Origin of the sequence: Thauera sp. WH-2 (assembly GCF_048321015.1) — a bacterium.
In the GTDB taxonomy this organism is placed as follows: domain Bacteria; phylum Pseudomonadota; class Gammaproteobacteria; order Burkholderiales; family Rhodocyclaceae; genus Thauera.
Window position 1 is genome coordinate 493317 of record NZ_JBLWFG010000001.1, and the last position, 13560, is coordinate 506876.

General features: G+C 65.0%; 14 protein-coding genes and 1 tRNA gene. 9 read left to right on the top strand and 6 right to left on the bottom strand.

The genetic code is table 11. From position 1 onward, the window contains the following. Nucleotides 1-43: 43 nt before the first annotated feature. Genes ACNKW1_RS02340 through ACNKW1_RS02350 form a run of 3 tightly spaced genes read left to right on the top strand, consistent with a single transcriptional unit; the run spans nucleotide 44 to nucleotide 1710 of the window. Entirely contained in the window at nucleotides 44-355 is a 312-nt protein-coding gene (locus tag ACNKW1_RS02340) for a hypothetical protein (protein ID WP_418362988.1), read from the top strand. A 30-nt stretch (nucleotides 356-385) separates the two neighbouring features. Then, nucleotides 386-613, top strand: a complete 228-nt coding sequence (locus ACNKW1_RS02345) for a hypothetical protein (protein WP_418362989.1) — start codon at nucleotides 386-388, stop codon at nucleotides 611-613. Between the two features lie 2 nt (nucleotides 614-615). Continuing rightward, complete coding sequence (locus ACNKW1_RS02350; protein WP_418362990.1) at nucleotides 616-1710, top strand: phage major capsid protein; 1095 nt, start codon at nucleotides 616-618, stop codon at nucleotides 1708-1710. Nucleotides 1711-1782: 72 nt separating this feature from the next. Here ACNKW1_RS02350 and ACNKW1_RS02355 read toward each other — a convergent pair whose 3' ends face one another. Continuing rightward, nucleotides 1783-2097 (bottom strand): hypothetical protein, encoded by a 315-nt coding sequence (locus ACNKW1_RS02355; protein WP_418362991.1) that lies wholly within the window; start codon nucleotides 2095-2097, stop codon nucleotides 1783-1785. On the opposite strand from ACNKW1_RS02355, the gene ACNKW1_RS02360 reads away from it, so the two are divergent. Continuing rightward, a complete protein-coding gene (locus tag ACNKW1_RS02360) occupies nucleotides 2096-2380 on the top strand; it encodes a hypothetical protein (protein ID WP_418362992.1) in 285 nt (94 codons plus the stop codon). The genes ACNKW1_RS02355 and ACNKW1_RS02360 overlap by 2 nt on opposite strands. Before the next feature lie 687 nt (nucleotides 2381-3067). Here the strand turns inward: ACNKW1_RS02360 and ACNKW1_RS02365 are convergent. Beyond that, a tRNA-Ser gene (locus ACNKW1_RS02365) sits at nucleotides 3068-3157 on the bottom strand. Nucleotides 3158-3222: 65 nt separating this feature from the next. Beyond that, nucleotides 3223-4524 (bottom strand): 23S rRNA (uracil(1939)-C(5))-methyltransferase RlmD, encoded by a 1302-nt coding sequence (gene rlmD / locus ACNKW1_RS02370; protein WP_418362993.1) that lies wholly within the window; start codon nucleotides 4522-4524, stop codon nucleotides 3223-3225. A 273-nt stretch (nucleotides 4525-4797) separates the two neighbouring features. On the opposite strand from rlmD, the gene ACNKW1_RS02375 reads away from it, so the two are divergent. Next, nucleotides 4798-5238 (top strand): hypothetical protein, encoded by a 441-nt coding sequence (locus ACNKW1_RS02375; protein WP_418362994.1) that lies wholly within the window; start codon nucleotides 4798-4800, stop codon nucleotides 5236-5238. A 61-nt stretch (nucleotides 5239-5299) separates the two neighbouring features. Here ACNKW1_RS02375 and bamC read toward each other — a convergent pair whose 3' ends face one another. From bamC to ACNKW1_RS02390, 3 genes are all read right to left on the bottom strand, one after another. After that, a complete protein-coding gene (gene bamC / locus ACNKW1_RS02380) occupies nucleotides 5300-6442 on the bottom strand; it encodes an outer membrane protein assembly factor BamC (RefSeq protein ID WP_418362995.1) in 1143 nt (380 codons plus the stop codon). Between the two features lie 26 nt (nucleotides 6443-6468). Continuing rightward, nucleotides 6469-7347 carry a 4-hydroxy-tetrahydrodipicolinate synthase gene (gene dapA / locus ACNKW1_RS02385; protein ID WP_418362996.1) on the bottom strand — a complete coding sequence of 293 codons (879 nt, stop codon included), beginning with the start codon at nucleotides 7345-7347 and terminating at the stop codon, nucleotides 6469-6471. A gap of 127 nt (nucleotides 7348-7474) precedes the next feature. Then, nucleotides 7475-8401, bottom strand: coding sequence for a histone deacetylase family protein (locus ACNKW1_RS02390; RefSeq protein ID WP_418362997.1), 927 nt, complete (start codon nucleotides 8399-8401; stop codon nucleotides 7475-7477). Nucleotides 8402-8556: 155 nt separating this feature from the next. On the opposite strand from ACNKW1_RS02390, the gene ACNKW1_RS02395 reads away from it, so the two are divergent. Genes ACNKW1_RS02395 through mltB form a run of 4 tightly spaced genes read left to right on the top strand, consistent with a single transcriptional unit; the run spans nucleotide 8557 to nucleotide 13545 of the window. After that, nucleotides 8557-9474, top strand: coding sequence for an AAA family ATPase (locus tag ACNKW1_RS02395; RefSeq protein WP_418362998.1), 918 nt, complete (start codon nucleotides 8557-8559; stop codon nucleotides 9472-9474). After that, nucleotides 9474-10457, top strand: coding sequence for a DUF58 domain-containing protein (locus ACNKW1_RS02400; protein ID WP_418362999.1), 984 nt, complete (start codon nucleotides 9474-9476; stop codon nucleotides 10455-10457). Before ACNKW1_RS02395 ends, ACNKW1_RS02400 begins: the two co-directional genes overlap by 1 nt. Next, the gene (locus ACNKW1_RS02405) at nucleotides 10454-12451 is read left to right on the top strand and encodes a transglutaminase TgpA family protein (protein ID WP_418363000.1); all 1998 of its coding nucleotides are present in this window, start codon (nucleotides 10454-10456) and stop codon (nucleotides 12449-12451) included. Before ACNKW1_RS02400 ends, ACNKW1_RS02405 begins: the two co-directional genes overlap by 4 nt. Next, entirely contained in the window at nucleotides 12448-13545 is a 1098-nt protein-coding gene (gene mltB, locus ACNKW1_RS02410) for a lytic murein transglycosylase B (protein WP_418363001.1), read from the top strand. Before ACNKW1_RS02405 ends, mltB begins: the two co-directional genes overlap by 4 nt. Nucleotides 13546-13560: the final 15 nt, after the last annotated feature.

Here is a 13560-nt window from a genome sequence, read left to right on the forward strand (position 1 = left end):
ACGTCCCGCACATCGTTGTTATCGAGCATTTGGAGTCCGCGCCATGCAAGCAATGATCCGCACCACCGTCGCCGCTCAGGAACTCGCCAGCGAACTTTTCCAGCGGTTCCGCGCGCATTCACAGGAAGCCGAGCAAGTCGCGCTAGAGCTGATTCAGTGCGGTCATGCCCGCCTGAAGCTGGAAATGATCCTGGCCGGCGAGGAACCGACCATGCGCCTGTTGTTGGAACCGACCGAGGAAGAAGGCGATGCGGTCGAGATTGCTGCGAGCCGACCCGAGGCGCCAAGCCCTGAAGGCGTGGCGACGCGGATGTGGTTTTTCGGCAGGTTGAAGCACTGGAATCGACAGCACTAACACACTGTTAATACATACAGGTACAATCAAATGATGAACACGAATTCTTCAATTGCACGCTTGCTTGCCAAGGCACTACGGGATGTAGGTCTGTGGGTGGCGAAACGCACGAATCGACGGGATGCCGAGGCGATGCGGATTGCTCTTGCGAAAAGGCAATTGGAGCGCGAGCTGCGCGCGAAGGGGACGCCCCGCACGTTTGCCCGCTTACTCGTCGCTGAGCAATTCCGCCAGCGCGAACTGAATAAAGGACACTGAAAATGGCTACGACCCCGATCGAACAGATCAATCAAGGTCTCGACATCATCGAGAGCAAGTTCCGCCGCTCGCATGATCAACTCGAAACCAAGCAGCGCGAGCTGCAAGACGAAATCCTGCAACTGAAACAGCGCGGCGCACGGCAACCGGGCAACCCCGCCGAAGGTTTCGCCACCAAGGGCAGCAGCCTGGGCGCGCAAGTCGTCAAGCAGATCGAGGCAAATGCCGACCTTCTGCAAAAGACTCGCAGCCTGCGATTCGAGTGCAAGGCAGCCGGCGATGCGGTCACCAGCGCAAGCGGTCGCGTGATCGTAAGCGGCGGCGTCGGCGCACCGACCCAAATGCCCTACGGCATCCAGGCCGCGCTGCGACGTGACCCGGCAAACGGTATCTCTGCGCTCGAATACCACCGCTTCACCGGCATCGAAGGTGCGGCAGGCGTACAGGCCGGCGAGGGTGCAGATAAACCCGCCGTCCGTCCGACGCACACCGCTGTTACTCAGGCGGCATTGACGGTTGCAGGCTGGACCGTGGTTTCGAAACAGGCGATGAACGATTCGGCTGAGCTGATGCAGGCGGTCGATATCACCCTGGCCCGAGAGATCGAAAAGGCGATGGACGCCACGATGTGCGGCGGCAACGTCAACCCGGTCTGGGCTGGTCTGCTGAGCCTGGCAACGGCGCACACCTCGCTGATCTATGGCGACCTGTGGGATGCGGCAAGCGAGGCCGCTGCAACCATGATGACGGCAGGGTTCCGCCCCGATGTGATCGGCATCAGTCCTGCGGATTGGCTGGCAGTCACCACGGCGAAGAATGCCACCACCGGCGACTACTACAGCGGCTCCTACCTGGCACCGCTCCCCGAGACCCTGCGCGGGATGCGGATTGCGCTCAGTCCGAGCGTGACCGCAGGTAAGTGTCTGGTGCTGGACTCGGGGCAGATCGACGCCCGCGTGGTCGATCAGTACGAAGTGACCGTTGGTTATACCGGCGATCAATTCACGCAGAACCTTGTGACCCTGCTGGCCGAGACCCGAATCATCCCCGTGTTCCGCTCGGTCGGTGCAGCGCGACTCGTCACCCCGAAGGCATAACTTCTGGAACCCGGAGCAATCCGGGCACAGTCCCCCGCCGATGGGGCGCGTAAGCGAATGATCGGACGTGGATCAGTCGGTGAGTGCCACGATCATGCAAAACCCCGACAGCCGGCAGCCCTTCCTAGGCGTGGCCGGCATTTCCATTTGGAGATCGACGCCATGAGAACCGCTGCCGAACACCGCGAACTTATCCGCGACATCGCCCGAAAGGAAGGTCTGAGCATCGAGCCGGCAGGCGCGCATGCGTGGCGCATCACAGGCCCGAACGTGAATATCCTCACGACCGATCTGCGCACAGTCGAGCCGCGCGAGCTTCGACCGTTCCGGGCTGGCGTCTGGCAGTCCCGGCGCAATCACTTCAGCAGGTAACGCTGTGCTGAGCATGGAGGCCATCGCCCCCGAGATAAGCCTATGGCTCGCGGTCGTGGCGCAACTGATCGAGGACGCGCTCGACTTCCAGCGACTTGGCCCGGATCGGCATGGCTACCGGGAGGAAGCGCACCTCGAGCTGAACCGACCTGGGCCGATGCTGCAACGCTTGTGCGGGCTGGCCGGCGTGGATCGTGACACGGTGCTGGCAGCCTACCAGCGAAGGCTGAAGGGGTACGCGGTCGCTAAGTCGCCGACCTTCGGACCGGAAACCGCGCGGTTAGGTCTCTTGCGCTAAACGTGTTCTTTTTAGGTCGATTCCCCGGAGGATTCCCCCGATGACGGAGAATTGCAGAGTCTGCGGAAAGCCCCTAGAACAGCCCGCACGCGGTCGCAGGCGCGATTACTGCGGCATCCCCTGCCGGCGCGCTCAGGAAGTCGCTATCGACCGATTACGGGGCAGGCTGGCGGACGTGGAGGCGAAGATCAGCAGACACACCGCGCACCCGTCGCCATGGGGCAATCACCAGCTACCGATCTTGATTCCAAAGCGCGAACGCATCCTCGCAGAGCTTTCGCTGCTGACGGGGTAGCAGGTGCAAAAGTCTGGAACCCTGACCGGCTGTAATCCGCTCGGCATCGCACGCGCAGAAAAATCCCCTCTTTTTGAAAACAATCAAATTGACCGCTCGCAATAGCCTTGCGCTATGCGGGTTTCGCCCGTTTTGATTCCTGCGGAGATCAGCAAACGAGCGCGACGAGGCAGCGTAGGTCACGAGCGCGAAGTCGGTTTCGTCGCTTTTGTCGCTTGTCGGCGGCGCATGGGTGAAAAGTGTCACGCGCGGCACGCTGAGGGTGCCTGCGTGATGCTTGCGGGGGCTTCGTTTTTCTCTCGTGGTAGCCCGTGCCGAGTGGTTACACAAACGGTAACGCACCGCTCAGAAAACAAAAAAGCCCTTTGGTTTCAAGGGCTTCAAGGCGCATCTGGCGGAGGCGGTGAGATTCGAACTCACGAGGGGCGCAAACCCCTGACGGTTTTCAAGACCGTTGCATTCAACCGCTCTGCCACGCCTCCGCAAGGGCGCGCATTATAGCACCAGCAACCGCGATGCCCACGCCCGGAGCGGCTCGGGCCTGCATTCAGATCCGCTCGAACAGAGCCACCGACTCGACGTGCGAAGTCTGCGGAAACATGTTCGCGATCCCCGCTGCACGCAGGGCATAGCCCTTTTCGTGCACCAGTACGGCGGCATCGCGCGCGAGAGTTGCCGGATTGCAGGAAACGTAAACGATGCGTGCCGGCACCTGAACGCCGATCGCCTTCACTACGGCAATTGCACCCTCACGGGGTGGATCGATCAGCAGCTTATCCAGCGCCCCCAAGGCCGCGAGACTGTCCTCGGTCGCCTCGAAGAGGTTGGCCGCATGAAACTCGGCCAGGGATTCCAGTCCATTGCAGCGTGCGTTCTCGAGTGCGCGCGCAACCAGGGCATCACTACCCTCCACCCCCACGACATACGCCCCGCGCCGTGCGATCGGCAGGCTGAAATTGCCCAGGCCGCAGAACAGGTCCCCGATGCGCTCCCCCGGCCGGGGATCAAGCAGTTGCATCGAACGCCGGATCAGGAGCCGGTTCACATGCACATTCACCTGGGTGAAATCCGTCGGCCGGAAGTCCATGCGAACGTTGAACTCCGGCAGCGTGTAAGCAAGCGCCGGCGCTTCCAGGGGATGTAGCGGCGTAGCCGTTTCCGGCCCCCCCGGCTGAAACCAGGCCTGGATATCCTCCGCATCGGCAAAGGCTGAGATGCGCTTCTCATCCGCGCGCGAGAGCGGCTGCAGGTTACGGAACACGAACACGGCAACGTCGCCATCGCCGATCGCAATCTCTACTTGCGGCAGCCGGTCGGCGATCGAGAGGCCGGCAAGCATGTCGCGCAGCCGGGGCAGCATCGCCGAAACACGCGCAGGCAGCACCGGACACTCGCGCATATCCACGATGTAGCTCGAACGACGCTCGTGGAAGCCGATGCGCAGCCCGCCCTTGCTGGGGACGACACGAACGCCCAGGCGCGCGCGATAACGATAGCCCCAGGCGGGTCCGTGGATGGCAGGCAGGATCACGCCCGGGCGCAGCTTGCCGAGGTGCCACAGCGCGTCTTCGAGAATGCGCTGCTTGACCGCAGCCTGGGCATCCTCATCCAGATGCTGCATCGAACATCCGCCGCAGACTCCGTAGTGCGAACACCGGGGGGCGACACGCTGGGCGCTGGCCTTGAGCACCCGGACCGTATCGCCCTGCTCGTAGTTCGGCCGCGCACGACGCACCGTGTACTCGACGCGCTCGCCCGGCAGCGCGCCCTCGATGAACACCGCCTTGCCATCGACCCGCGCGATGCCACGGCCTTCGTGATCCAGGGATTGTGTCGTGGCGATGGGCATGATCTTGCTGGGACTTGGAGGGAGGAGCGCGATTCTAACGCGCGCGCTGCCGCCCCTGAAGAGATCGCTGCAAACCCTGCTAAAGCCCGGTGCAACGCTTTCTTACCATTCATCCATGCGCTGGATGCCCGAGGCAGGCCTGGCAGGGCGGGGGGCGCCCAGCGCGCGTGTTAACATGCTTTTCGCAAGCTCCGCTGTCGCGTCGCGTGTCCATTGCCGCGCGGCGCGCTCGGAATGCCGAGCAAACCCCGAAACAGAAGAAAGGACATCCTCATGAAACACCCCCTCCTCGTCGCCGCACTCGTCGCCATTGCCGTTTCGGCGTGCAGCAAGCAGGAAGAGAAGCCCGCCGCGCAAGCGCCGAGCGCACAGGAACAGGCCAAGGAGTCTGCAGCGCAAGCCGTCGAAGCCGCCAAGGATGCAGCCGCTGCCGGCACACAGGCGGTGAAGGAAGAGGCCGCCGCGGCTGCCGAAGCCAGCCGCGAAGCCGCCAGTGACGCCGCGGCCAAGGCAGATGCCGCGGTCGAGGCCGCCAAGGAGAACGGCGCTGCCGTGGTGGATGCGGTCAAGGAAGAGACCGCAGCAGCCGTCGAAGCCGTGAAGGAAGGCGCGGAAGCGCTCAAGGACGAAGCCGCCGACGCCGCGGCAGCCGCCAAGGCTGCAGCCGAGGCCGCCGTTGGCGCCGCCAAGGAGTCTGCGGAAAAGCAGCAGTAGCGTTTCGGCCCGAACAAAAAAGCCGGCGAATGCCGGCTTTTTTGTGTCTGGATCCTGCCGATCAGCGCAACTGCTCGTGCAACAAGCGAAGCATGCGCCGCGCCGTTTCGGAGTCGTCTTCACCCCCCTCGCGCGTGAGGACGTTGACGCGCGCGGTATCGCCTTGCCCTTGAACCTGCAGGCGGTATTCACTGCCCCCGACTACAGGCTTGTCGTCGCTGCGCCAGAACGCGAGGCGAGACAGGAAACCCTTCTCCGGATTGCGGTTGTCAGCTTCGGGGTCGACATAGCGGACGAAATACAGACCCTCGGTGCGATCACGGTCCTCGACCGTGAAGCCGATCCGATCCAGCGCCAATCCGACACGACGCCAGGCACGATCGAAGGGCTCTTCAATCAAAAGCGCCGCACGACCATCCGGAGCAGTCACGATCTGCGCGCGTTCGGCCGTCTGCGGAGCAGAAAGCTCCGCGACCGCACGCGCCTCTTCTGCGCCGAGGCGGACCATCAACCGGCGCAGCATCTCGGCTTCAAGCTCGGGATCGGCCGGACGGGGTTGCCAAATCGTGCTGTCCTTGGCCTCGGTCGGGTAGATCTCCATCATGCCGCGGTGGCTGATGTACACCTCGACCGTTCCGGGCTCCTTGCCCTGCTCGAGGCGGGTGCGGAACTTGTCGCGCTCGGGCGTGGAGAACAGGCCGTCAAGCACCTTGCCGAGCGTTGAGCGGACGAAATCCTGCGGGATCTTCGCGCGGTCCTCCGCCCAGTCCGTCTCCATGACTCCGATCTCGGGACTGTCGACGTTGAGGATGAAGCCAAGCTCCAGCCAGAAGTCCTTGATCTGCGGCCACAGATCGTCTGGGGTGCCGCTCACAACGAGCCAGCGCTGGCTGCCTGCGCGCTCGATGCGCATCGTTTCGGAGGCGACCAGGACATCACCACCGCCGCTGCTCACCGCAGGCTGACCAGCGCGATCGGCTGCATAGGCCGAATAGGTGGCAACGCCGCGCGGCGCCACGTCGGGGACGGCAAAGCGGTCATCCCGGCGCGGCGCGGTGAGGTCGGGCGGGATCTCGAGCGGACGCTCAAGCTTCCGGGCGCTCTTGTAATCGATACGCTTGGACTCGAGCAGTGAGCCGGAACAACCACCGAGCGCCAGGGACAACGCGATCAGTGACAGGGAGGTGCGCGTGGAACGGTTCATGGAATACCTGGGCGAAGAGTTTCGGGTCAGACCTGGATGCCAGCCTTGCGCATGGCCTTGAGCACGCGCTCGTGGTACGCGTCGGAGAGCTGGGTGAGCGGCAACCGGATGCCGTCGCCGATCAGGCCCATGCGGGCCACGGCCCACTTGACCGGGATCGGGTTGGCCTCGCAGAAAAGGTCCCGATGCAGACCGGTCAGCGTGGCGTTGGTTTCACGCAGGGTACGCATGTCCCCGGCAGCCGCTGCGGCGCACAGCGCATGCATTGCGCGCGGGGCGACGTTGGCCGTCACCGAGATCACGCCATGCCCGCCGAGCATCAGGAAGGCCGCCGAGCTCATGTCGTCGCCACTGTACAGTCCGAAGCCCGCGGGAACACGCTCGACCAGATCGCATGCGCGGTCCAGGCTGCCCGTAGCATCCTTCAAGCCAACGATGTTGGGGATCTCCGCCAGGCGCAGCACGGTGTCGTTGCCAAGATCGGCAACGGTGCGGCCAGGCACGTTGTAGAGGATGAGCGGCAGATCCACCGCCTCTGCGATCGTACGGTAGTGACGATACAGGCCTTCCTGCGTCGGCTTGTTGTAATACGGCACGACCGACAGGTGTGCGTCGGCGCCTGCCTGACTTGCGAAGCGGGCCAGTTCGACCGCCTCCGCAGTGGAGTTGGCGCCGGTCCCGGCGATCACCGGCACGCGGCCGGCGACATGCTCGACGGCGACGCGGATGAGCTCGCAGTGCTCATCGACATCGACGGTGGGTGACTCGCCGGTGGTGCCGACGATGACGATGCCGTCCGTCCCTTCGGCGACGTGCCAGTCGATGAGGCTGCGCAGGCGGGGAAAATCCAGGCTGCCGTCGTCCTGCATGGGGGTGACGATGGCGACAAGCGATCCGGTAATCATGGCGTCGGGCTGTTGGGTAAAGTTCGGATTCTAACCGATCGCGTACGCGCGGCCAGTAGTGAGGCCTGTGCGGGCGCGATTTCTCGCGCCCGCACAGGCAGGCAAACAGTTCGCCGGATAGGGCGCCTCAAAGGTCGGCAAGCGCCTTGACGTGCGCCACGACCGAGCGCGCGAGCGAGGACAGGGAGTAGCCGCCCTCCAGGATCGACACGATGCGCTTGTGGCTGCAGTCGGCGGCCACGTCCTTGATCTGCTCGGTGGCCCAGACGTAGTCGGCCTCGAGCAGGCCAAGCGAGCCCATGTCGTCCTCGTAATGTGCATCGAACCCCGCGGAGATGAAGATCATCTGCGGGTTGTGCGCGCGTAGCGCCGGGATGACGATGTCTCCGAAGACCTGCCGGAAGGCGTCACCCCGTGTGCCCGCGGGCAAAGGCACGTTGCACATGTGCGGCGGCGGGTTGTCCGTTCCGCAGTATGGATAGAACGGGTGCTGGAAGATGCCGGCCATCATCACGCGCGGATCGTCGCGGAAGATGTCTTCGGTTCCATTGCCATGGTGAACGTCGAAATCGACGACCGCCACGCGTTCCAGCCCATGGGCCTCGAGCGCGTGGCGCGCCGCGATGGCGACGTTGTTCATGAAACAGAAACCCATCGCCTTCGAACGCTCGGCATGGTGACCGGGGGGACGCACCGCGCAGAAAGCGTTCTCGATCTCGCCCTTCATGACGAGGTCGGTGGCATGAACGCCCGCGCCCGCTGAACGCAGCGCGGCCTTCATGGTGCCGGGGCTCATCGCCGTATCGGGGTCCAGATGGCGGATACCGTGTTCGGGCACGTTGTCGAAAAGGTTGTCGACATAGTCCTTCGGATGAACGCGCTCGATGTGTTCGCGCTGCGCTTCGGGCGCGTCATAGAAGGAGATGTACATGTCCAGCCCGGAGGCGATGAGGCGATCATTGATCGCCGAAAGCCGGTCTGGGCACTCCGGGTGCATCGATCCCATGTCGTGCAGCCAGCAATCGCGGTGCGTGATGAATGCCGTCGTGGTCATACTTCTCCCTCTCCCCTCGCAAATGGTCGACATCGCCTCTTGCGGGCGTGCCTGCGACCTTTTCCGAACCGGTCGGCGTGACGTGCATCATCCGGCCCGGCAACCTTTGTGGTCTATTATCACCGCTTCCAAGCCAATTTCACAGTGCGCCCGAGATGCCCGTTCATCATGCAAACCGCCTCCTGGAAGCTGCAGGAAGGATCATTCTCGGCAAGCAGCGCGAACTGCGCCTTGCCCTCACCTGCCTGATCGCACGCGGACACCTGCTGATCGAGGACGTCCCGGGCGTCGGCAAGACCACCCTCGCCCAGGTGCTCGCGCGCCTGATGGGGCTGCAGTTCCAGCGCATCCAGTTCACCAGCGACCTGCTGCCGGCGGACATCCTCGGCGTATCCATCTTCGATCGCGAAACGAGTGCGTTCCGCTTTCACCCCGGCCCGGTGTTCGCCCAACTGATCCTCGCCGACGAGATCAACCGCGCCACCCCCAAGACCCAGAGCGCACTGCTCGAGGCAATGGAGGAGCGCCAGGTGACCGCCGACGGCGAGACATTCCCGCTCTCCGAACCCTTCTTCGTCATTGCGACACAGAACCCCGCTCACCAGATCGGCACTTTCCCGCTTCCCGAGAGCCAGCTCGACCGTTTCCTGCTGCGCATGCACCTCGGCTACCCCGACCGCAAGGCAGAGCGTGCGTTGCTGCAGGGCGAGGATCGCCGCATCCTGCTCGAGCGCCAGGCGCCCGTGTCCCGACCCGAGGAAATCCTCGAACTTCAGATGGCAGCGCAGGAGATCCACGTCGCCGACGCACTGATCGACTATCTCCAGGCCCTGCTCGGCGCCACCCGAAGCAACCCCGAGCTTGCGGCCGGACTAAGCCCCCGCGCCGGGCTCGGACTGCTCGCCGCCGCGCGAGCCTGGGCGCTGCTGGATGGGCGCGACCATGTCCTGCCCGAGGACGTGCAGACCCTGTTCCCGCATGTCGCCGCGCACCGTCTGCATCTCGCCGCCGACCGCCGCCCCATTCCGCCCGCCGCCCTCGCCAGGCTGATGCAATCCGTCACCCTGCGCTGATGAATCCCGCTGCACTCTGGCGCCGTCTGCGCAAGACGGCCGAACGCTGGCTGTTCCGCATCGACGGCCCGGAGCCTGCGCCGATCCGGCTTGTGCAGCGGCGCATCTTCGTCTTCCCGGCGCGTGCCGGGTTCGCGTTCGCTACAGCCCTGCTGGTGATGCTCATCGCATCGATCAACTACAATCTCAGCCTCGGCTACGGACTCGTGTTCCTGCTCGGTGGCGCAGCGGCAGCGAGCATCCTGCATGCGTTCCGGAATCTGTTCGGCCTCTCGATACGCCCCGCTCGGAACGAACCGGTGTTCTGCGGCGACACAGCGGTGTTCCGCCTGCTGGTGACCAACGAGCGGCCCCGCCGACGCCCCGCACTACGACTTCTTGCTAGGGGTCAGGCAACGCAGTTCGCGCTCGGAGCGGAGACCGAGGACAAAGTCGACCTGCCCTGCCCGACCACGCACCGGGGCTGGCTGGCGATCGGGCGCACCGTACTCGACACTCACTGGCCGCTCGGTCTGATCCGGGCCTGGAGCGTGTTCGTCCCCGAGGCCCGCTGCCTGGTGTTCCCTGCCCCCGAGCCCGATCCGCCGGAACTTCCCGGATCCGGAGAGGCACTCGACGGTGGCCGCCCTTCCCTTGCCGAAGGTGACGACGATTTCGCCGGTCTGCGTGCTCACCGCAGCGCGGACTCACCACGGCATGTTGCCTGGAAGGTGCTCGCACGCGGCGGGCCGATGCTCACCAAGCAGTACGCAGCCGCCTCGGGTCGCGACCTCGTGCTCGACTGGGATGCCACCGGCACCGGGCTCGATGTCGAGCAGCGCTTGTCGCGCCTGTGCGCCTGGATCCTGCAGGCTGAAGCGGACGGACGGCGTTACGCACTCGTGCTGCCCGGCTTGCGTACCGGATGCGAGCGGGGACGTGCGCATCGGGACCGTTGCCTCGAACAACTCGCCACGTTCGGCCATGAAGGAGGTGGTGCATGATCAGCCTGCCATGGCGCAAGGGGCGGCAACAGGCCGGCAACGATAGCGAACGCCTGCTGCCGGCGCTGGACCGCCGCCAGGGCACCTGGCTGCTGGCTGCAGCCGCCCTTACAGCCGCCCCGCACGCGATGTGGCTGCCCGGCTGGGTCAGTGCGCTGTGTATGCTGCTGCTGGCCTGGCGCGGCCTGCTGTTGTGGCGGGGCAGCCGCCCCCCTCACCGTCTGCTGCTGCTGTGCATCACCCTCGCCGTGGCGGTTGGCGTGCGCACCGAGTTCGGACAGTTCTTCGGCAAAGACCCAGGCGTCGCCCTGCTCGCCCTGCTCCTCGGCCTCAAACTGCTCGAAACACGAGCGGCGCGCGATATCCGCTCCGCGGTTCTGCTCTGCCTCTTTCTTCAGCTTTCGATCTTCCTCGAAGACCAGTCCCTTCCCATCGCGACACTGGCGCTATGCGGAACACTGCTCACCCTCGGCGCCCTGGTGGCACTGAGCGACCCGGCCGGGCGCTTCGGCAGCCAACTGCGCACGGCAGCCACCCTGCTGATGCAGGGCATCCCGTTCATGCTGGCGCTGTTCCTGCTCTTTCCTCGCATTCAGGGGCCGCTGTGGGGCCTGCCGGCCGACGCGTTCAGTGCGCGCACCGGGCTGTCGGACACCATGACGCCAGGCTCGATCAGCGAACTGGGGCTGTCATCGGCAATTGCGTTTCGCGCCCGGTTCGAGGGGGACGCTCCACTGCAAGGGCAGCGCTACTGGCGCGGTCCGGTACTCACGGACTTCGACGGACGTACCTGGCGTGCCCGTCCATTCCGTGAATCCGATACCCCTTTATACACGGTGACCGGACCGCGCATCGACTACGAACTCACGCTCGAAGCGCACAACCGGCGCTGGCTGCTCGCACTCGACTACCCGGGACCGGCAAGCCCCGCGATCCGACATGCGAGCGACCATCACGCCTTGGCGCTGCGGCCCATACAGACCCGCAGTCGTTTCAACCTGAGCGCTTGGCCGGAATCGAAGATCGGGCTTGACGAGAACGCCACCACCCTCGCTGCCGCAATCCAGCTCCCCCCCGCAAGCAACCCGCGCACAACCACGCTGGCCCGCGAACTGGCCGACGGTGCGCGATCGCACGCAGAGATCCTGGATCGCGTCACCGCATACCTGCGCGCGCAACAGTACCGCTACACCCTGCGCCCGCCGCCTCTCGGAGAGCACCCCAACGACGAATTCCTGTTCGACACCCGGCGCGGCTTCTGCGAACACTTCGCCTCCGCCTTCGTGGTGATGATGCGTGCCGCCGGCGTTCCTGCCCGCGTCGTCACCGGCTACCAAGGGGGAGAGCTCAACCCGATCGACGGCTATCTGGTCGTACGCCAGTCCGACGCACATGCCTGGGCCGAGGTCTGGCTCGCTGACCGGGGCTGGCTACGGGTCGACCCCACGGCCCTCGCCGCCCCGGAGCGGATTGAGGACGGACTGGCGGAGGCCCTCGCCCAGGACGCGGACCTGCCCCTGCTGATGCGGGCCAACATGCACTGGCTGCGCGACCTGCGCCATCAGTGGGAGGCGCTCTCGAATGCGTGGAACCAGCGCGTTCTTGGATACAATCCGGAACGCCAGCGTGCGCTCCTGGAACGGCTCGGGCTCGCGGGAAACGGTATAGCCAGCCTCATCGCCCTGCTTGCCGGCGCCGGCCTCGCCATCTTCATCGGGCTCTATCTCTGGGCGAAACGGTCGAACCAGCCCAAGGACCCTCTGCTCATCGCATGGGACCGCTTCAGCGCACGACTCGCACGCGCTGATCTGGCTCGCCACCCCTGGGAAGGCCCGGAGGCATACGGCAGACGGCTGGCCGAGGCCTTGCCAGATCAGGCCCCGGCGCTTCTGGCCATCTGCAGCAGCTATGCGGAACTGCGCTACGGGCGGCGCCGTCCGGATGCGGAGATCCGGGCCCTGAACAAACGTATCGACGGAATACAGATCCAATGAACGCTCATCCCGCTCACGCCGCCTCTTGCGCACTGCGCTCTGCTGCTGCCACACGCGCATCCTGGTCCGGGCGACTCTGCAGGTTGCTAGCGGGGATCTGCGCGGGGCTGACGCTCACGGTCCTTGCAGCACCCGCCCATGCCTCCTACGCAGACCATGACGATGCCCGCGCCTTCATCGCAGACATGGCCGAGCGTCACGCCTTCGATCCGGCAGAGCTCCTGCGCAGCCTCCAGAACGCGCGGCACGACGCAACCGTGATCCGACTCATCACCCCGCCCACACGCAAGGGCGCGCGCTCCTGGCAGAACTATCGCGCCCGCTTTCTGGACCCGGCACGCATCGACGGCGGCATGCGCTTCTGGCACGAACATGCGGTCGAACTCGAACGCGCCGAGCAGGCGTATGGCGTTCCAGCCGAAGTCATCGTGGCAATCATCGGTGTGGAGACCCTCTACGGCCGCAATACCGGCAATTTCGAAACCCTGTCCGCACTTGCAACGCTCGCGTTCGACTACCCGCCCCGCGCCGAGCTTTTCCGCCGCGAGCTCGAAGCACTTTTCCTGCTCGCCCGCGAGCAGGGTCGCGACCCGTCGAGCTACACCGGATCCTTCGCGGGCGCACTCGGTTTCCCACAGTTTTTGCCCAGCAGCATACGGGCGTATGCGGTGGACTTCGACGCCAACGGGCGCATCGACTTCGAGTCCGATGCGATCGACGCGATCGGCAGCGTCGCCCATTACCTGCATGTTCACGGCTGGCAAGCGGGCGCCCCTGTAGCCGAGCGCGCTGAGGTACCTGCCACAGCCGATGCCGCCACGCTGGTGGCTGCCGGAATCGAACCTGCGCTCGCACCGGACGTCCTTCTCGGGCAAGGCATCCGCGCCCTGAGCGGCGAGGCGCCCGCCGCAGTCGCCACGCTGGTCGACCTCGCGACGCCGGGCGAGGATACGGAGTACTGGCTCGGCTACCGCAACTTTTACGTCATCACACGCTACAATCGCAGCAGTTTCTACGCCATGTCGGTGTTCGAGCTTGCGGAAGCACTGCGCCTGCGCAAGCGGGTCGAGGCCATACGCGCCGAACGCCGCTGAAGGACGATCCCAGCC